The following is a 19,862-nucleotide window of genomic DNA, read 5'->3' on the forward strand; positions in this document are numbered from 1 at the left end:
ATCTCTCTGTGTATCTCTCATTCCCTCCGTGTCTCTCTGTGCCCCTTAACCTTTAAACTTTTAACCCTTTAACCTTTAACTATTATCCTACACCCTGCATCCGGCATCCAACCCCCTTAACCTCCAATCTCTCTGTGTATCTCTCATTCCCTCCGTGTCTCTCTGTGCCCCTTAACCTTTAAACTTTTAACCCTTTAACCTTTAACTATTATCCTACACTCTGCATCCAACCTCCAACTCCCCTTAATCCTTAGTTCTCTAATCTATCCTATAAAAATTATCCCTTCGATTGGCATCTGGTCTGGTCCCCCATGGATCGATTCCAATCCATCTTGGCTTCACTTTGGAAACAACAGTCAACTCGCCATCACCGGAGTGCAAAGTATATAGCCGGGAGGCTATGATTTCGGAACCGGAAGTGATTTCTTGAGGATGGGCAGAAAGTAACGATAGGGTAATGGGTTCATCCATAACTATTTCTTGAATTGATCCATCGGAGCGTGTTTCCAGTTTTTTAGCTGAATAAGCTATTTTCAATTCGAACGCTCCACTGCTTAGCAAATCCGTAGTTACTCCTTTGATTTTGATTTCGTAATGCACCACCTTTTCAAACCAATCTTCGATCAACAAAATTTCGGCTGGACTGCTGATCGCTTTTAATCCTCCCAAAAAATCCTGAACATGTACGTTGGGAAGTGGATTGTTTCGGTTTTCCTCCACCATTTTTCGGATGACCGACTTGAGTTTTTCAGGGCCAATCAATTCTTCAATAGCCAATAAACCCAGAATACTTTTTCCATAGGCAAGGTAATGTTGGCTTTGCATTTTGGCGAGCGGAGGCTCAGCTTCCGAGGCGAATGCCCTACCCCGGAAATAGGTCCGGTTGGCATTGTCCGTCAAATGCCAAAGAGCCGCTTTTCCCCGCTCTTTCTCCATCACCAGGGCCTCGGCATATTTGGCAAATCCCTCAACAAAAAGTGTGGCCCCAGGAATGTTCCTGGGTGCCAATAGATGCCCAAACCATTGGTGTGCCACTTCATGAATGACCCGCTTATGCCGTAAATCAAATTGAAATTGTGGTTCGGGTTTTACCAGAAAATAATTATCCTCCACCATGCTGATCATTCCCGGATGCGCAAAGCCTCCAAATCCCCAGTAGGAAGGAACTTCTACGATTTTCAACTCCCCATCGGGATAATCGCCAAAAGTGCCAGAAAGCATTTCCAGGCTGGTTTTCATGATGGCCAGTGTCTCGGTAGAAGCGAATGCATGTGCCGGAAGTGAATATACTTTTAGAAGCTTTCCTCCCGATCTCAAACTGGCTACATGATAATTTCCCGAGAAAAAGGCCGGCACGGGCATCATTTTCTTGGCACTTTTATACTTGAAAATGGTACGGTTTCCTTCGGTCTTTTGGTCTATCAAATCCCCTGAAGTCAACACAATCTGCGGGAATGCTGTACTGATCTCTGCTTCAAAATCAACTTTCATCAAACTATGTTCCAACCTTAGCTCATGTTCGGGAGAACTGAAACTGTCAGGCTTTAACGGTAAACCGCGCCTTTTCCTTTCCTGGTTGTCACTTATTTCCCGGGCTTTGGAATAGCCAAAATAGGGGGAGAAATCCCTGAAATTAAGGTAGCTTCCATCCTTGATGATTGAGGGATTGGTGGAAAATAGGGAAGGATTGGTCTGGATTTCAAAAGAGAATCCAATCTCCTCCCCGGGAAGGATCGGGAGTTCAAACACTACCTGATAAACTCCGGACTCTTCTTCTTTTATGATTTCAGCTGCATTTTGTAGGCTTAACTTCTTCAATTCCTGCTTTTCGGTAAGTAGCATTTTGCTGATGGGACTACCGCTGTTGTTCTTCATAGTACCTTCCACCACAGCATGATAGGTTCCTCTTGAGGGGAAAAGAGCAAGGTTCATTTTCAAAGCAGAATAGTTCAAAACGGCATCTTTTTCGAACTTCTTATAATTCAGTTCGTAGCGTTGTTTTGCATCTAGGATGCCTTGTCTGCTTTGATAGTCCTCTACATAATTGATTTGATAAAAGCAGAAGCAAGCCAATGCAATAAATCCTGTGAAAGAAGCTAAGCCGGCTCTAATGGATTTGTTCCATTTAAATTTTTCTGCTATCCGATGGAGTGATCCCCTCCAATTGCTTATCGAAAATAAAATCACACTACAGGCAAGAAATGTCCAAAGTAAAGCAAGAATCCGGAAGCCAACCGGGTTCATCCCCCATCCTGCCTGCTGACTGTAGTTCAATGGAGGTAGGTCTCCAATTTTAAGTAAAGGATGGTCAAGCCCCAACGCTGTTCCGAGCGGACCGGCAAACAATGCGAAACCGATGGCTGAGATCCCCATTCCTAGGTAATTGCTTTTACTAAAATTATGAATAAGGAGAAATAGTGCCGCATAGAAGAATAGCGGAAATCCCGGGTAAGCAAAGAGGCTGAAAAGTGCCAAACTATCCATGCTGAGATACCCCTGGGCCAGTTGAAAACATAAAGCAATTACCACTGTCACCCCAATAATCAGGACAGTCATACTTATCAGTGACAGAAGTTTGGAGAGGAAGAAATAGGTGTTTGGGGTAGGAGTTGCCCCTAGGATTTCATGAAACTTCATGGATTTCGCTCTCCATACCAGTTCCCCTGAGAAAAATACCAGCAATAAAATACCGAATAGATACATAGGTTGCTGCACTTGCTCCAACAGCAGCTGACTGGCAGGGAAATAGCTTTCATCGTATGCCCCACCGGCATAGATTTTAGAATAGATCTCGGTAATGGCAAGTACAGACCAAGTTCCCATCACTGCCCAAAAAGCAGTACTTTTTAGAATGAAGCGTAGGTTTTGTCTGAGTAGGGAGAGCAAGATTGTCCTATAATGGTTGAGGCAAATATCAACCCGTATTGGGGATGAGAGAGGATTTGGTGCGGACTTAGCTCTTGCACTAGTGGATTGCCCCTTCTTTTTTCCATGGGGCTGATGAGTAGCTCTGAAGGAAAATTTAAAATAGGAAAGCGCAAGAAGCAGTCCACTGATACTCATCCACAGTATCCTGTTCCAACCCAATAAACTTAAGAAGGAGATAGGTTGTCGGTTTTTTTGAAAGGGTGTCCAAAGGTTCGTCTGCTCAAAAAAGGCCGAAAGACCGAAAGGATCTGCAAGGGCCGCGATAACCAGATCATCACTTGTTACCGGAGTAGCATTGGCCAGCAATGGTGAATTCAAAAATAGGGCACTGATGAAATAGAGTGCATAGATCAACACAGCCATAGCGTAGGTTGCCAGGGAGTTTTTGGTAAGCAGGCAAATTGCGAAAAGAAGCACGGTACAGACAGTCACCGATGGGATCAAAAGCATCCATGCTACCGGGATACTGTCTCTCAGGTAAAAGGCTGTAATTCTGTCCGGATCCAGATCAGAAAAGGCAATTCCCAGATGGAAGCCAGGTATCGCAATCAACAAGACAGGAATTCCTATTAACCAAGCTCCCAGAAACCGGCTGAAAAAGAAGGCCGGTTTGGACAGAGGAGTGGAAAAGATAAGTGCTTCCATCCCAAATTTACTGTCTCTCTGTACTGCGGAGACGACGAAAAACATGATGGAGAATACTGCACCTAGGCTTATCAATCCCATCTTCAAAAACAACTCATATTCCGAGTTGTAATTCACGCCGGCCGGAGTAGCCCCTTGGCTTCCCATGAGGAATGCAAATCCAAAGTAGCCTAATGCAAAAATGTAAACAGCCTTGGTTTTGAGCTGGTAACCAAGTTCAAACCGGAGTAAGGAGAAAAAACTTGAGCCTTTCATTTGTTGGAAGTGTGAAGGGTGGAAAAATAGAAATCCTCTAAACTGGGTGTGATGGGTTCAAACCTCTCCCCCGGCAATTCATCTGCTTTTACATGAATGAGGGTTTCTCCGGCAATGAGTTTGGAAGAGATGATATTCAGCTGTCGGTGGTATTGAGCCAACTCCGGTTTGGAAACTTTTTTAGACCAGACTTTCCCTTCCAAACTTGCTGTGAGCAAGGCAGGATTTCCCTGAATTAGAATTTTTCCCTGATTCATAATAGCCATTTTCGGACAGAGCTCCAGGACATCATCCACCAGATGTGTGGACAGAATCACGATTACATTTTCACCGATTTCACTGAGGAGATTTAAGAAGCGGTTTCTCTCTTCAGGATCCAGACCCGCGGTGGGTTCGTCCACGATAATTAGCCGGGGATTTCCAAGTAGGGCTTGAGCTATCCCAAATCGCTGCTTCATTCCTCCCGAATAGGAAAAAACGGCCTTTTTACGATGTTCATGGAGATTGGTCTGCCGGAGTAAAAAATCAATTTGTTCTTTTCGCTGAATTGAATTGGTAATTCCTTTTAGGATGGCGATGTGATCGAGCAATTCAAGTGCTGAGACTTTGGGATACACCCCAAACTCCTGAGGGAGATAGCCTAGCGCAGACCTGATTTTCTCAGGTTGATCGTGCGCATTGTATCCGTTGAAAAGAATTTTTCCGGATTCTGTGGCTTGAAGCATGGCCAGGATTCTCATCAGACTGGATTTGCCTGCGCCGTTTGGCCCTAAAAGACCAAACATTCCATTTTCGAGAGTGAGGGATATACCATCCAACGCCTTTACGCCATTTGGATAGGTTTTGCTGAGATTGCTGATTTCAAGAGTGTTCTTCATAGCCTTTTATTTCCGGATTGACGAAGCTTGCCTATTTGCCCGGACTGGAATAATTAAGATGTCCAATTGCCCAGAATTGGGGACGAACTTGGGGAAATTCAGGGTATTGGGGTACGTCAGGCTTTTGAGACGTTCGTCATGGATTTCGATGTGTTGGTCATCTTTGTTTTATTCAAAAGTCCGGGAAATTATCTTAGAAGGATGTTTCCAAAATCAGCATTAATCAAAGCCTTGGCATGGGGGCTGGGGATTACCCTGAGCGTTACCTTCCTTCTCCATAGAATGGGAGTTATCCTGATCGATTTCAAGGCATATGTTGAAAACATCTTGATTCTGGGATCCTGGTGGATGCTGACCAGTCTTGTGTTCTACTATAGCAAGAAAGTGAGACTTCAAAAACGGAGTTTGCGCTGGATTTTTTTTCTGGCACTTTTCCTTTCCGGCACGTTGATTTTAGATCAATGGTTTGCTATTCCGGATAATCCGGTCTCGATCTTTTTGCTTATTGTGTTTTGGATGGGGATAGCCAGGTTCGTAGCACCGGCATTTTTTAGAAAATACCAAGTCGCCCTTATGGTGACTTACGGGCTCATTTGGCTGGTATTTTCCATACTTCGGCTAAATGAACGTTACCTTAGGGAACACCACGAAGTGGCTGTTTTTCTCTTGTTGGTTCCGATTCCATTTTTCTTGCTGCTCTGGGTTTTTGAGCAATGGAAAAAAATGAAAGAATTGGAAGTTCAGAACCATGCGGCGGAACTGGCCATGCTGAAAAATCAGATCAATCCGCATTTCTTGTTCAATACCCTAAACAACCTGTATGGACTCTGTGTGGAAAAATCAGATGCTGCTCCGGAGGTCGTTTTGATGCTTTCGGATATGATGCGATACACGATCTATGAGGGAAAGGAAAACGAGGTCTTCTTAAGCAAGGAGGTCAATTATCTGGAGAGCTTTTTGGAGTTGCACAAATTGCGACACCGAAGTATGCCGGAGATAGAGTTTAAAATTGATGTGGCCAACGGGTTGAAAATTGCCCCTTTGCTCTTTATTGTGCCCGTTGAGAATGCTTTCAAACATGGGGTGGAAAAGCTTACCCAGGATGCATTTGTTAGAATTGCTTTGAAAGCAGATCAAAAAAAACTAAGGTTTCGGGTGGAGAACAACTACGATTTGGAAACAGAAATACGGGGGCAGGGAATTGGTTTGGACAACTTGAAAAGAAGGCTGGAACTGACCTATCCAGGCCAACATTCCTTGCAAATCACTCAAAAGAACGGTATCTATACTTTGGTATTGGAAATCCTATGGAGTTAAACTATGTCATAGTGGATGATGAGCCCATTGCGCATCGGATTATAGAGGGCTATTGCGAGAATTTTTCCTTTTTGTCAAAAGTGGGGAATTTCTATAATGGCTTTGAAGCACTTGGGTTTTTTAGAACGGCGAAGGCTGATCTGATTTTTTTGGATATCAATATGCCGAAGCTCTCGGGTTTTGAGATGCTCAGATCCCTGACAAATCCTCCCAAAGTCATCGTCACTTCCGCACACAGGGAGTTTGCGCTGCAGGGCTATGAACTGGACATTTCAGATTACCTGCTCAAACCATTTGGCTTGGATAGATTTATCAAGGCGATAAATAAAGTGGCTGTCAGTAAACCTGAAGGATTACAGCATGAAGTTGAGCCGGAAAGAATCTTTCTCAAATCGGATAAGAGACATGTACAGTTGGAACTGCACAAAGTGTTATATGTAGAAGCTCTGGGTAATTACTGCAAAGTGTTTCATCAAGACGGGATGGTAATCTGCCCTGAGAAAATCTCAGAGCTGGAAGGTAAACTGGGGAAGGGCCACTTTCTAAGAGTTCATAAGTCCTATATAGTCAACACGGCTAAAATTGAAGCTGTAGAAGGTAATCGGATCAAAATAAAGGGAGCTGAAATTCCCGTCGGCCAAACTTATAAAGGGGAGATAAATAGATTGTTGGGATAGAAGGGAGACCATAGGAGGCCTACCCAATTTATTCAATCAGATCCGAAACCCCACCTTTAATTTTCGGTTCTCTGTCACTTCCCGACTGCTTTGTGCCCTTTCGGACCATGTCTTCCGGCGATTTCATCCTGCAGCGATTCAATGAAACGGGTAGGGCACAGTTCAGGTTTGATGAAATAGAAAGCGGTAAAAAGGGCACTAAAAACCGGGAATTCTACCGGATAAGGTAATGGTGCGTTCTACATAGACATCGGACGGGAAATCTATTCCGTGAAGCTGTGATCATGCTTCAGTATGTCACAGGCCAGGCAACGGGATTTGATAACCGACTCAGGGTTTCCCGGCAAACTCCAAGGTAGGAAGCAATCATTGCTTTGGGAACGTGTTGTATTAAACCGGGATGTTCGGATATCAGTTTATTTCCTACTCATCTCAGTTAGGTTTTTAGGAAAGAAGTAGGGCTATTCATTGATAAACTCACCCCTGTCAATGACTAGCCTGTTGCCCCATTCGGTGATTGCCTCCAGAATCGGGACAAAACTTTTTCCCATTTCAGTCAGACTATAAACGACTTTAATGGGAGGCTTTTTGCCATATACCTTTCTTGATACCAATCCGTCTTTTTCCAATTGTTTGAGCTGTAAACTTAAGGTCATTTCTGTTACAGAAGGCATTTCCTTCCGAAGTTCGCTGTATCTTTTGGCTCCGTCTTTTAGATGATACAGGATTACCGCCTTCCATTTTCCTCCCACCAAATCCATAGTTAGGCTTACCGTACATGGATAAGTTTTTTGGCTTAGTCTCACATGATCACTTAGACATTCGGTTTTCATCGTTCACTGATATTAACCTATCGAAAAGGATAGTTATTGTAAAAGTAAAGTGCCGGGAATAGTTTTGCAACTATAATAATTATAGTATGACTTTAATCATTCTGGCACATCCGGCTTTCGAGAAGTCAATTGCCAACAAAACAATCATTGAGGAGTTGCAGCGCAGTAAACTTGACTTGGAGATCAGGAATTTGCATGAGTTGTACCCTGATTTTAAAATTGATCCAAAAGCAGAACAAGAGTTTTTAGTGAGGCATGATACGGTGTTGTTCCAATATCCGTTTTATTGGTATAACATGCCGGCTATTTTGAAGCAATGGTTTGATGTGGTATTTGAGCATCAGTTTGCTTTCGGTTCAAAAGGGGATAAACTGAAAGGGAAAAATTTCTTGGCGAGTTTTACCGTAGGGGGTAAAGAAAAAGATTATACGCTCTTGGAAAAGCATCATTTTAGGGTGCATGAATTTTGCAAGAATCTGGAACAGACCTCTTATTTTGCCCAAATGAACTTCATAGATCCTGTTTATTCTTTCAGAACCTCGCAGGCTGATGGTTACACCCATGAAGAGATAAAAAGTACGGCAAAAGCCCATGCGGAGAAACTGATTAATCAATTGGGCGAAATTTGAATTTTATAAATTAATGGGCATGAAATTTCAACCATGATAGACCTGGACATGACTAACATAATAACTAATCCAAATTGCGGAAACTCACCAAAAATGGCATTCTTACAAGAGTTTAAAACTGCCTGCGTGAAAGAAGATCTGGAGTTCCTGACTGAAAGCGTAACAGATGAAATTGTCTGGAATATAGTAGGTGACAAGAAAGCAGAGGGCAAGGGGAATTTTATTCATGAACTGAAGAAAAGAACATCAGCAAATGTTGATGAACTTGTTATTGATCAGGTATTGTCACATGGTAAAGGGGGAGCAATCAATGGCAAAATCACTGGGAAGAATGGTAAATCAGTTGCGTTTGCTGAGTTTTTCATATTTAATGGAGCCAAAGGAGCAAAAATTAAATCCATCACGACCTACTTGGTAGAATTATAGACCTTTTTTTCGGATGTAGATGGATAGAATTTCATAATACCGTACCTAAATCGTAATTAAATCTTTGAGATCATTTTGGAAGTCATTTTTGGGCCATCTGATAAAAAAACATTCCCGGAACCGACTTCTCTTTCAAATACTGCCAATTCTTGGTTTTCAAATTTCGGATAAAAATGAGTTGAGAGATTCTTTAGTCATGAAAGGCTGCAGGAATACAGCGGTAGGTTTTGGGAATGACACCACAAAAATGACAATGCCCGGTTGCTATAGAAAAGAAAGTTTTTATTGGTCTTTAGGAAGGAAATATCAGTCAGCAAAGGATATACGTTCCGTCATTGGTAATGAGAACTGACCTTGATTTTTGGTTCCATACTTGAGATTTGAGAGCATTTGACAAAGATTTTCCCGTAACCATCTGCAGGATTATTTAATGTTTTGATAAACGGTTTAAATTCTCCCATCCCATTTAAAATTCTAGAATTGTAGCATATTCAGCACTAAACCGTGAAAAACCTACAAGACGGCATTTTGATCGAAATGATCAAACAATCCAACCATCTAGCATTTCATGAATTTTATCAGAGGCATTGGGAACATCTTTTTTTAAAAGCTTTTTCCATCTTGCAGGACTCCTCTATTTCTGAGGATATTGTTCAGGATGTATTTTTGGAAATCTGGAACAGGAGAACGGACTTGAATATTGAAAAACCAAGCCAGTATCTTTTCACATGCGTCAAACATGCCGTGTTCAAGGTGCTTCAAAAAGAGAAGCTAAAGGAGAGACATCTTAATGCATTGAATTCCATTGATTTGCTTGTCCAGGCTGAAGCCAGTATGGATACCCGGGAGATCGAACAGGCAATACTCAACCATTTGGACCGTCTTCCCGAACGCTGCAAGGAAATCTTTGTGATGAGTAGGTTCGAAAACATGAGCAACCCGGAAATTGCATTAAAATTGGGTATTAACACCAAGACTGTAGAGAATCAAATTTATAGGGCATTGAAGTCACTGAAAACGTTGATGCCACAATTGCTGGCCGTTTACTTCCTGTTAATTTTTGAAGACCTTCCCATTAAAGAATTCGGGTCAATTTTAACGTTGTGTTAATTCCGCTCAGAATGGATTTTTTGCGTGGGTGATTTGCCTGCCAAGATGCTCTCTAAGGTATAACCACCAAAATGGGCATGGATCCAAAGAACCCTTTTTACAGCTATCTCAACAATTCACTTTCTGAGAAGGAGAAAAACCGGCTCGACGTTTTTTTTGAAAGGGAGTCACTTCGCATCAAGGAGTGGGATCCGGAGTCTATGGGCAATAAGGATGCAGTATCGGATAAAATTTGGGGCAGGATCCTGAAAAACGGGAAAATCGAACAAAAAGCCACCCACTTACGAACAATCCCTCTGGAATTTGCGGCTGTGGTACTTCTCTTGATTTTTGCAGGCCTCTATATTTTGATCGACCGATCGGACAGTCGCGGCCGGAGCCAGGAGATATGGAAGGAGTATCACACCGTCGCCGGCCAAAGGTCAACTATTACTCTTCCCGACGGTAGTACCGTTATCTTAAATTCGGCCAGCATGCTATCGCATCCGAGGGACTTTCAGGGTTCTACACGCCGTGTGAAATTGGAAGGCGAGGCATTCTTTGAGATTTCACATGACAAGGACAGGCCGTTTATTGTCGTCAGCGGGCAGTTTGTTACACAGGTATTAGGAACTGAATTCAATGTCAAGTCCTATCCGGATGAACGCGCATCCGTATCCGTGAAGTCGGGTAAAGTTTTGGTCCAGCAGGGCGGCAAAGCCATAGAAAGCGGACTCAATGAAGTGATTCTGTATCCAAACGAATCCGCCTACATTGATGCCAATGATGGGGGCCTTACGAAAGATAAGGCTGATCTTAAAGAGGATTTGGCCTGGATAAGCGGTGAGATCTATCTGAATGAAATGTCCCTTGACGACCTCTCCAAAATCTTGGAACGGACCTATGCGGTAAAAGTCGGTTTTCAAATCCCCGAATTGAAACAATGCCGAATTTCCGGGAAACTGGGAAGAATGAATATCTCACAGATTATGGAAGTAATCAGCAATACCATGGGATTGGACTACACGATGAGCAATCGGAGAATTTCCATCACAGGCAAAGCATGTAAAACAAGCAGTAAACCGGAAGCCTATGTAAATCAGTAAAAGCGGGATAAAATCCGAGTGTGTTGGCGCACACCCGGATTATGGATTTTGGAAAATCCAAGTTCTAAATGCAAACATTTAAAAGCAATCAAAAATATGACATTATTTACAAAACTCACAACTAAGATAATTTTACTTTGTTGCCTTCCCCTGATATTGGGTATGGGCTACAGTCAGTCTTTTGCACAAAACAACGCCGGTGCCGGTAATCTATTGGACCGGACCATATCGCTCCGGTCAGGCACTGAGCCCTTGGAAAATATTATCAGTCAACTGACTGAGCAGTTGGCAATTGGTTTTTCTTACGACAACTCTTTAAAATCAAAACTGCAACAACCCATCACACTAGGCTCAGGGCAACGGCCTGTAAAAGCCCTGTTAGATGAAGTCCTTATTCCCAATGGCCTCTCCTTCCGGGTAATTTCAAACCAGCTGGTAATTACCGAATCCAAGCTGCCATCGGCCAAAGTCCTGAAAGGGAGTATTTCGGGGTACTTGATCGGAATGCCTGAAAATATCCCTTTGGGATTTGTTGTGGTAAGTCTCCCGCAACAGAAAAAAACTGTATTGTCTAAAGAAGATGGCAGTTTCTATTTTGGAGACTTGGAAGAGGGTGAGGTGACTATTCAGGTGTCCTGTATGGGATACGAGTCGGTAACTGTGAAAACCGGAGTAAATGCCGGGGAAAATCCTCCAATCAGGATTCAATTGGATTCCAAGATGAATGAGTTAGAGGGAGTAACCATTTCCGGAATCAGATTGGGAGAGGTCAAGGCATTGAGCCAAATGCAGAATGCGGAAAATATAAAATATGTGATGTCACAGGAACAGATAGAGCGTTTTCCCGACCTTACGGTGGGAGAGTCATTGCAGCGGGTTCCGGGCGTAGCCGTGGGATATAGCTATGGTATTCCAAGAGATGTTATTATCAGGGGATTGGGACAAGGCTTGAGCAGTGTGACCATGAATGGCAACAGACTTCCATCTACCGGTGCGGGAAGTAGGACAACGGACCTCAACGGTATATTGGCCAATTCAATAGAAAGTATAGAGGTCATAAAAACCCTAACCCCTGACAGAGATGCCGATGGCACAGGAGGGGCAGTGAATATCGTAACCAAATCTCCCAAAATCAATGAAAGGATGGTTGATGCCAAGGTGTCAGGCGGATATAACGGGCTTCTTGGAAAAGGAACGTATGATTTGGGATTGACCTACGGAGAAAGGAAAAACAAGTGGAGTTATCTGGCGGGAGCCAGTTATTCCAGAAACTGGAGGGCAGAAGACCGGGTTGACAAAAGCTATTCAACATATTCTGTTAATGAAGAAGACCGGGTGTTGCTCAGCAACATCGATCTGGACGGTTACGAGATCAAAAGAGATAACTTGGCACTCAACGGCGAGATTAAATACTATGCCTCCGAACGCTCCACATTTTATTTAAGGGCATCGTACAACAAATATTACGAAATCCAGAATAGGTTGGAGCGGATCATCAATATCCGTTCCTATGAAACAGAAAGCCGGCTGAAGGATGTCAGAATCACCCAGTCCGGAAACTGGAGGGATTATCACCGGGATTTGGTCCAGGCTTCAATAGGTGGAATGCAATTCTTTAAAGATTGGAAACTGGATTATGATTTAACTTATTCATTGGGGAAATATGACCAGCCTACCTATTACAGTGCTGCATTTGTAAGAAATGGTTTACAGGGAACTTTAGATCTGGGTGATCCAAAGGCACCTCAGGTTAACTTCACCCAGGAGAACCCCTATGATCCCACGGAGTATACGACAAGCCGGTACATCAACAGGCATGACTCTTCCATGGACAGGGATGGTCAATACTCCATCAATCTTCAAAAGACAATCAAATTGGGTGAAGTCACCGGCAATCTAAAATTCGGAAGCAGGGGGAAGTACAAATACAATGACCGGTTTAGGAATTATTTTCAGCATGATCTAATAAACGGCCAATTCTTACTGTCAGACTACTTGTCCACCTACCAAAAAGACGACCATTACCTGGGGGCATATCAGATGTTCAATTTTCCGGAAGCCAAATCCATGGAAAGATATTATCAGGAAAATCCTGAACTGTTTAAGGTGAATGACAACTACACCAGACAAAATACAGACCCGGACTCCTTTACCGGCAATGAGTATCTGCTGGCATATTATGCCATGACTGAATTAAACTACAAAAAGCTGAAAGTAATCACGGGGTTACGCTACGAAAGCACCGGATTCAAATACAATGGAAATCAGGTAAACTTTGACGATACCGGGAATTATGTCAATACGGTTTCCGTCGATACCGACAAAAGCTTTGACGGGTTTTTTCCTTCACTGAATCTAAAACTTGCCGTGACACCCCATACCAACTTGAGGGCAGCGGTGACCCGCTCTTTGGCAAGACCCAGCTATTACGATTTGGTTCCCTGGGAAGAAGTAGAAACCAACAGATTGAGAATCTCAAAAGGAAATCCTGATTTGGTTCAGGCTACCTCTGTCAATTATGACTTACTGTTTGAACATTATTTCAAGTCTGTAGGCCTGCTTTCAGGCGGGGTGTTTCAGAAAAACCTGAAGAATTACATCTTTGACACCTCCTTTACCCAAGAGGGAGGAACTTACGACGGCTATTTGGTCCGGCAGACCATTAACGGGGCTGATGCTTTGGCCAGGGGGTTTGAATTTGCATGGCAGCAACAATTGACATTTCTGCCGGGCGTTTGGAATGGCTTGGGTGTATACGCCAATTTCACCTATGTATACAGCAAGTTTGAGGTTCCAGGAGAAAACTCAACCAGAAAAGTAAAGCTTCCGGAAATGAGACCGCATGTGGGCAATGTTTCGCTGTCCTATGAAAAATACGGATTTTCGGGAAGGGTATCCATGTATTTTTATGGTACGTTCAATTCAGAACTGAGTGAAGACCCCAACAATGATCTTCTGGAAAAAGGGCGTCACCAATTGGACTTCTCGGCATCCCAAAAACTTACCGATAGGATTAGTTTGTTTGTAGGCATCAACAACATCACTAACCAGCCTATCTCAGATGTATTCAGAGATGGGAGACCACAGAATGATGCCTACTATTCAAGATGGGGAAATTTGGGGTTAAGATTCAAAACCTATTGATAAAGCATGAAAAACCTCAACCTGTTTGTGCTGTCCGCAGTCGTTTTAATCTGGAAAATACAGGGAACAAACACACAGAACAACCTACCAAAGCTCACACCCGAAAGAGTAAATTTACCAAAAGGGAGGTTGGAAAAATTGAGTCCCGGGGAAGTTGCCGACTACAACAGGATTAATAAAACCAATTACTGATTACCAAAACTTGAAATAAACTCATCCCAAAAGCCATTGGAACAAAAAACCAATGGCTTTTGGCTTATCTTGAAAAGCCCGGCTTCTACATCAAGAAATCGCATAGGTTTAAAATCATTTGAGAATGTGACTGTCAAGGATAGGATCAACAAAATAATGGTTTCAAACACTGGATTTGGTGATATTTCTTCAAAATATTTTAAGCCTGAATAAACGGCTTCATCGCAAAAGGGACAGAAGTTAGCAATTTTTCAGAATGACTATTATAGGTATATGGCCGTATGGAGTATATATAGATCTTAATTTTGATAATGGCCCCTTTATTACTCTTACCTATACGAACCTACCAACTTCTATGGGAATAATAATGAAAAATTAACCTCCTTAATTTCAATTTTCCGGTTCCTTTCTCGTGTTTTGATACTGTAATGAATGCGATATGAATAGTATAGATTACTCTTCTTTGCCCGATTATGAGATTTCATTATTGATTCAAAAGGGAGATAAAAAGGCTTTTGATTATCTCTATCTTGAGTTTTGGAAGCCACTTTTTAATTATTCTTTCAATATTCTATCTGAGGGGCAGATGGTTGAAGATGTATTGCAGGAAGTTTTCTTGAATATTTGGACACGGAGTGGGAAAGATAGCATCCAAAATTTCAAATCATACTTATTCAACGCAGTCAGAAACAAGTCAATAAGCAAACTTCGGGAGGTTAAATTTTCAGAACTGCAGCAGGAAATAATTGAAGGACTTCCAAGTGAGAGCAGAACAGCTGAAGAACATCAGGAAATTGAGGAAAAATTGGGACTTATAGTCAAAGCCGCCGAAGAACTTCCGGAGAGATGTAGGCAAATATTTATCCTGAGTAGGATAGAGTATGTCCCGATATCGGAAATCTCTGAACTCCTGAACATTTCGAGAAGAACAGTGGAAAATCAGTTGACTATTGCAATGAAATACATCAGGCAGTATGCAAGGGAATCTGTGGTACCTGTGGCATTATACTTTTTTTGTGACTATTTGCTAAGCAAAGTTTAAGTCTGTGTTAGCTAAAAAGGCGTGTTTATTACCCTTTTGTTAATTGTGGCTTTTTGATGCCATACCACCGTGAGTTAATTTTCAAAGTACGTCTTGTTGTTGAAAAGCATACAAATGACCAAGAAGGAATTATTAAAACTAGTTGACAAATTCAACAACGGCACGTGTTCTGAAGCGGAGAAGCAAATTCTGATTTCTTATTGTGAAAAAGTTCAATTGGATGAAATATCCAACAGTTGGGACGCAGATGAGCATAAGGAAATCCAAGAAAGGATATATCAGCGCATTACTGAGACTATTTCCCCTGCAAAATCCGGTGAATCTGAGCGAAAAGTAAAGTCCTTGGTTTCTTATTGGAAGATTGCTGCTTCCCTATTGCTGATTTTGTCATTTTCTTTTGTGGCTTATCAACAGTTTTTCGGTACCGAAAAAATTGAGTTCGTTACCCAAAGTACAGGGATAGGAGAGCAGAAAACCGTGGAACTGGAAGACGGCTCTGTGATATTGTTAAATGTTGGGAGCTCCATCACATATCCGATAAGTTTTGAAAATCTAAACCAGAGAGCGGTATCTATTAAAGGAGAAGCATTTTTTGAAGTGGCAAGGGATGAGCAAAAGCCCTTTGTAGTAACATCAGGGAAGGTGACTACCAAAGTACTTGGAACATCTTTCAATATTTCGGCCTACGGGGATTCCGGAAAAACAGCCGTAAGTGTAGCAAGCGGAAAAGTACAGGTGGCTACTTCAGCGTCAAATTTTGTTGACTTAGCCCCGGGCCAGCAGGTGCTGGTTGATCAAAATTCCACCAAGCTTGAAGTCAATGAGGTATCACTGGACAATGTTCTCTCATGGAAAGAGCAGCTGATTCTGTTGGAGAATCTCTCTATTCAGGAAGCGATAAATGTACTTGGAAGATGGTACGATGTCACGTTTGTTTTCAAAGATGAGGCACTCAAAAACTGTAGGGTTAGCGGAGAATTTTATTTTGATTCATTGGAGAACATCATGGAAAATCTTCATTTCATCACACAAATCAACTATACAAAGACTTCAGACAACCGGGTAATACTATCAGGACCACCTTGTAACCAATAACTGCCAATGAACTAAAAACTATGTGATTGCCGCTTTTTTCCTAAAAAAAGCCCGAAACTGCTGCAACAGCTCGGGCAATAAACAATCCTTAACGAATTAAGAATTAAATCTATGAATTCAAATTTATCAAAAAAAATAGTGTTTGCTATCAGACTTGCCTTTTGTGTTTTGTTAGTACAGACATTTTGTATGCAATTTTTGATTGCGGATACCCTTTACGCAAATGATACCGGCGAGGTTTACGTGTCAATACACGTGAGAAACAAGTCACTGAAAGACATTTTAGCTATTTTGAAGGGACAAACAGGGTTTGTTTTCTCCTATTCAAATGATGTGCTCGAAGAACCAACCCGCATTAGTTTAGACTTGGACCATGTTCCTCTTACTACAGCTTTGGGCAAAATTTCTGAAAAAGCACACGTCGAGTTTAAGCAGGTCAATAAAAATATTTCGGTTGTCAAGTCAACAGTCGTCCATAAGACCTCAGCCAAAGTTTATGTCGATAAAACCATTTCAGGTACAATACGCGATGAAAACGGAGAGCCTCTTGTTGGGGCAGCAGTGCTTCTGAAAGGCACTACAATAGGAGCGATTACAAATCTGGACGGTGAATTTACACTTAGTGTTCCGGACAATGCCGCTACTTTGATTGTTTCATATATTGGTTATGAGACAGTAGAGCAGTCTATTGGCAATCAAGTAAAGTTTGATGTTCAACTAGCCTCGACCATGTCTGCCCTAAACGAAGTGGTGGTAATTGGATACGGTTCTCAGATCAAATCGGATATTACGGGGGCGGTTGCCAAAATCGATTCAAAAAATCTGGTGCAATACAACTCAGGAAGTTTTGAAAAACAGCTGGCAGGAAAGCTTTCAGGTGTACAGATCAACGATTCCAACGGACAACCCGGTGAGGGAGCCCAAATTGTAATTAGGGGAATTGGTACACTGACTGCCGGGGTAAACCCCCTCATCGTTGTTGATGGCTTCCCTATGACCGAAGGAAGCACGTTGAATGCGTTGAATCCAAATGATATTGCGGATATAAGTATTCTTAAAGATGCGGCATCTGCATCTATTTATGGCTCAAGAGCTGCCAATGGAGTTATCTTGGTGACTACAAAGAGGGGAACATTCAGCGATAAGACTACAGTGACCTTAGATGTCTACAGGGGTGTTCAGCAAGCTACTTCAGGTGTTGAGTTGGTTGATGGTTACCAATTTGCCCAATTTCTATCTGAGGCCAGAGACTGGGGATATGTGTCAAAAGATCCTTCAAACAGAAGTGATAGTGATCTGAATTCGGTACGTGTCACCAAGAAGATTGACGGTAAGAATATCGATGGGAGAGAGCTGATTTTGGATGATATGATTCCTTATCTGAATGGAAATCCTGGGCTTACAAATACCAATTGGATGGATGAGGCATTTAGGACTGCATCTATGTCAAACTATGTTCTTTCTATGGCGGGTGGAAACGAGAAAACTAAATACTACTCCTCATTGGGGTACTTTGATCAGGAAGGAGTAGTTATCGGTACGGATCTGAAAAGATATTCTGCATCTGTAAGTTTGGAGAGTAAAGTAACTGACCGGATCAACGTTGGCTTGAATGTAAAGCCGTCTTACTCAAATCAAAATTTTTCTGATCAGGGAAGCAGAAGTTCAGGAGCATTGGGATTAATTCCATTGAGTTTTCCGCAATACAGCCCTTACACAGAAGATGGGTCAATAAATATCAGTGATCAATTAATCAATGAAACCAGAAAAATTGAAGGAGTAGGAATTAATGGAACGCCTGTGGAAAATCTTGTTGCTACTGCTAACGAGGTCAACAACAATCTACAACAATTCAGAGGGTTTGGAAATATCTTTTTGGAGGCCTCAATTATTCAGGGATTGAAGTATAAGCTCTCCGTAGGCGGTGATTATGATGCTTCTATACTTAATTATTATTATCCGGCTTATGTTGGTTCTTATCGTACTCCTGCACCAAGGTCTGATGCCGATGCCAGCGAAACCCGCTCCACCAAAGTCAATTACCTGATAGAAAATACCTTGAATTATAGTAGGGAGATCAATGACCATAAATTCAATCTTTTGGCCGGTTACACTTTTCAGAAAGAAAACAGAAACTATACAAAAACTACTGGGACTGGCTTTCCTGACGATAATATTCAGAACATAGCAGGAGCTAGTGCCTATTCCGTATCCTCTACCATTGATGTTTGGGCGTTGGAATCTTATTTTGGAAGATTACAGTATGATTTTAAAGGAAAATATTTGCTCTCAGCAGCATTAAGATTGGATGGATCCTCGCGTTTTGGATCTGAAAACCGTTGGGGAAAATTCCCTTCTTTATCCGCAGGTTGGATTATGAGCAATGAGGGCTTTTTTCCTAAAAATGAATTTTTGACTTTTACCAAGCTATCAGCAAGCTGGGGTAAAACAGGAAATAATCAAATTGGTAATTATTCTTCTCAAGCATTGGTCACTAATTCCAATTATGTATTCGGCAATTCTATTGCGCCTGGATATATCAGTACTTCAGCTCCGAATCCTTTTTTGGGATGGGAAATAGCCTCCTCACTTAACTTGGGCGTTGACTTCGGATTCTTCAGTGACAGAATGAGTGTAAGCGCCGCTTATTATAAAACCAATACAAAGGATTTATTATTGAATGTTCCCGTTCCTCAGCAAACCGGATATAATACGGTTTTGGCAAATATCGGTGAGATGGAAAATCAGGGCTTTGAGATGCAGGTAGGTGCAAATGACTTTAAAATAGGTGAGGTGAGAATTGGTTTCAACGCTAACCTTACTACTTACAAAAATGAGGTGGTAGCACTTGGACCGGGGCAGGAGAGAATTGCTACCGGTACAGATCAGGCTTTTATTACACAAGTAGGTCGTCCAATAGCAGAAATATATGGATACAACATCTCAGGGGTTTACAAGACGCAGGAAGAAATTGATAGTACACCTCATTTGGACGGTACATTGACAGGTGATCTAATCGTAGAGGATGTAAATAACGACGGAGTTATCACCGTGGATGATAAGGTGTCCAAAGGCACCTATGCCCCAAAAATGACTTATGGGTTTGGTTCAGAGTTGTCCCTTAAAGGAGTGTCTTTTGCATTCAACTTTATGGGAGTTGCCGGAAGAACTCTGCTGGATGGGGATATGACTTCATTGACTGAAGCAGGGGAGGGTTTTGCGGTTCCAACCACCTATTATTTTGAAAATAGATACCACCCTGAAAACAATCCTGAGGGCTTCTTGGGGCAACCGAACTTCGGAAACTTCTCCAATGCAAGAAAACTTACCCGAAGCTCAGCGGTAGTGACTAAAAATAACGGGGATTACTTTCGTCTAAGAGATGTACGGATTGCCTATGATTTTTCACAGGAAGCTTTGAGTTCCCTCAAATTATCCCAGCTACAAATTTATGCATCGGGTAATAATCTTTTTACCAAAACTGACTTTAGAGGGTGGAACCCGGATGGTACTTCCAATGATATTTTGACTTCCGGTTACAATACCGGTGGAAATTATCCAATTGCCAGATCCTTTATTCTAGGATTAAAAATTTCTTATTAAAAT

Annotated in this window: 14 protein-coding genes; 11 read left to right on the top strand and 3 right to left on the bottom strand. The window is 42.1% G+C overall.

Annotation, left to right across the window (positions count from 1 at the left end):
• Window positions 1-258 precede the first annotated feature (258 nt).
• Complete coding sequence (locus ID165_RS01540; RefSeq protein ID WP_192348651.1) at window positions 259-3,828, bottom strand: M1 family aminopeptidase; 3,570 nt, start codon at window positions 3,826-3,828, stop codon at window positions 259-261.
• Complete coding sequence (locus ID165_RS01545; protein WP_192348652.1) at window positions 3,825-4,706, bottom strand: ABC transporter ATP-binding protein; 882 nt, start codon at window positions 4,704-4,706, stop codon at window positions 3,825-3,827. The genes ID165_RS01540 and ID165_RS01545 overlap by 4 nt, the downstream gene beginning before the upstream one ends.
• A gap of 66 nt (window positions 4,707-4,772) precedes the next feature.
• On the opposite strand from ID165_RS01545, the gene ID165_RS01550 reads away from it, so the two are divergent.
• Together ID165_RS01550 and ID165_RS01555 are read left to right on the top strand one after the other, a co-directional pair.
• A complete protein-coding gene (locus ID165_RS01550) occupies window positions 4,773-6,023 on the top strand; it encodes a sensor histidine kinase (protein WP_192348653.1) in 1,251 nt (416 codons plus the stop codon).
• On the top strand, window positions 6,014-6,700 hold the full coding sequence (locus ID165_RS01555; RefSeq protein ID WP_192348654.1) for a LytTR family DNA-binding domain-containing protein: 687 nt from the start codon (window positions 6,014-6,016) through the stop codon (window positions 6,698-6,700). The genes ID165_RS01550 and ID165_RS01555 overlap by 10 nt, the downstream gene beginning before the upstream one ends.
• A gap of 461 nt (window positions 6,701-7,161) precedes the next feature.
• On the opposite strand, the gene ID165_RS01560 is transcribed toward ID165_RS01555, so the two are convergent.
• Window positions 7,162-7,533: a helix-turn-helix domain-containing protein gene (locus tag ID165_RS01560; protein WP_192348655.1), complete on the bottom strand. Its 372-nt coding sequence runs from the start codon at window positions 7,531-7,533 to the stop codon at window positions 7,162-7,164.
• Window positions 7,534-7,619: 86 nt separating this feature from the next.
• On the opposite strand from ID165_RS01560, the gene ID165_RS01565 reads away from it, so the two are divergent.
• From ID165_RS01565 to ID165_RS01605, 9 genes are all read left to right on the top strand, one after another.
• Window positions 7,620-8,162, top strand: a complete 543-nt coding sequence (locus tag ID165_RS01565) for an NAD(P)H-dependent oxidoreductase (RefSeq protein ID WP_192348656.1) — start codon at window positions 7,620-7,622, stop codon at window positions 8,160-8,162.
• A 93-nt stretch (window positions 8,163-8,255) separates the two neighbouring features.
• Complete coding sequence (locus ID165_RS01570) at window positions 8,256-8,588, top strand: nuclear transport factor 2 family protein (RefSeq protein ID WP_225586942.1); 333 nt, start codon at window positions 8,256-8,258, stop codon at window positions 8,586-8,588.
• 504 nt (window positions 8,589-9,092) lie between these two features.
• A complete protein-coding gene (locus tag ID165_RS01575) occupies window positions 9,093-9,698 on the top strand; it encodes an RNA polymerase sigma factor (RefSeq protein WP_192348658.1) in 606 nt (201 codons plus the stop codon).
• Between the two features lie 77 nt (window positions 9,699-9,775).
• Entirely contained in the window at window positions 9,776-10,783 is a 1,008-nt protein-coding gene (locus tag ID165_RS01580) for a FecR family protein (RefSeq protein ID WP_192348659.1), read from the top strand.
• Window positions 10,784-10,879: 96 nt separating this feature from the next.
• On the top strand, window positions 10,880-13,927 hold the full coding sequence (locus tag ID165_RS01585) for a TonB-dependent receptor (protein WP_192348660.1): 3,048 nt from the start codon (window positions 10,880-10,882) through the stop codon (window positions 13,925-13,927).
• A gap of 6 nt (window positions 13,928-13,933) precedes the next feature.
• Window positions 13,934-14,119 carry a hypothetical protein gene (locus ID165_RS01590; RefSeq protein WP_192348661.1) on the top strand — a complete coding sequence of 62 codons (186 nt, stop codon included), beginning with the start codon at window positions 13,934-13,936 and terminating at the stop codon, window positions 14,117-14,119.
• Between the two features lie 439 nt (window positions 14,120-14,558).
• Window positions 14,559-15,161, top strand: a complete 603-nt coding sequence (locus ID165_RS01595; RefSeq protein ID WP_192348662.1) for an RNA polymerase sigma factor — start codon at window positions 14,559-14,561, stop codon at window positions 15,159-15,161.
• Between the two features lie 114 nt (window positions 15,162-15,275).
• Window positions 15,276-16,256: a FecR family protein gene (locus ID165_RS01600; protein ID WP_192348663.1), complete on the top strand. Its 981-nt coding sequence runs from the start codon at window positions 15,276-15,278 to the stop codon at window positions 16,254-16,256.
• Between the two features lie 189 nt (window positions 16,257-16,445).
• Window positions 16,446-19,859: a TonB-dependent receptor gene (locus tag ID165_RS01605; protein ID WP_225586943.1), complete on the top strand. Its 3,414-nt coding sequence runs from the start codon at window positions 16,446-16,448 to the stop codon at window positions 19,857-19,859.
• Window positions 19,860-19,862 lie beyond the last annotated feature (3 nt).

The organism is Algoriphagus sp. Y33, from assembly GCF_014838715.1.
Taxonomy (GTDB): Bacteria; Bacteroidota; Bacteroidia; order Cytophagales; family Cyclobacteriaceae; genus Algoriphagus.

Coding starts and splice junctions, on each gene's coding strand:
- ID165_RS01540 (WP_192348651.1), bottom strand. CDS start 3,828: ATGAAAGGCTCAAGTTTTTTCTCCTTACTCCGGTTTGAACTTGGTTAC.
- ID165_RS01545 (WP_192348652.1), bottom strand. CDS start 4,706: ATGAAGAACACTCTTGAAATCAGCAATCTCAGCAAAACCTATCCAAAT.
- ID165_RS01555 (WP_192348654.1), top strand. CDS start 6,014: ATGGAGTTAAACTATGTCATAGTGGATGATGAGCCCATTGCGCATCGG.
- ID165_RS01560 (WP_192348655.1), bottom strand. CDS start 7,533: ATGAAAACCGAATGTCTAAGTGATCATGTGAGACTAAGCCAAAAAACT.
- ID165_RS01565 (WP_192348656.1), top strand. CDS start 7,620: ATGACTTTAATCATTCTGGCACATCCGGCTTTCGAGAAGTCAATTGCC.
- ID165_RS01570 (WP_225586942.1), top strand. CDS start 8,256: ATGGCATTCTTACAAGAGTTTAAAACTGCCTGCGTGAAAGAAGATCTG.
- ID165_RS01580 (WP_192348659.1), top strand. CDS start 9,776: ATGGATCCAAAGAACCCTTTTTACAGCTATCTCAACAATTCACTTTCT.
- ID165_RS01585 (WP_192348660.1), top strand. CDS start 10,880: ATGACATTATTTACAAAACTCACAACTAAGATAATTTTACTTTGTTGC.
- ID165_RS01590 (WP_192348661.1), top strand. CDS start 13,934: ATGAAAAACCTCAACCTGTTTGTGCTGTCCGCAGTCGTTTTAATCTGG.
- ID165_RS01595 (WP_192348662.1), top strand. CDS start 14,559: ATGAATAGTATAGATTACTCTTCTTTGCCCGATTATGAGATTTCATTA.
- ID165_RS01600 (WP_192348663.1), top strand. CDS start 15,276: ATGACCAAGAAGGAATTATTAAAACTAGTTGACAAATTCAACAACGGC.
- ID165_RS01605 (WP_225586943.1), top strand. CDS start 16,446: ATGCAATTTTTGATTGCGGATACCCTTTACGCAAATGATACCGGCGAG.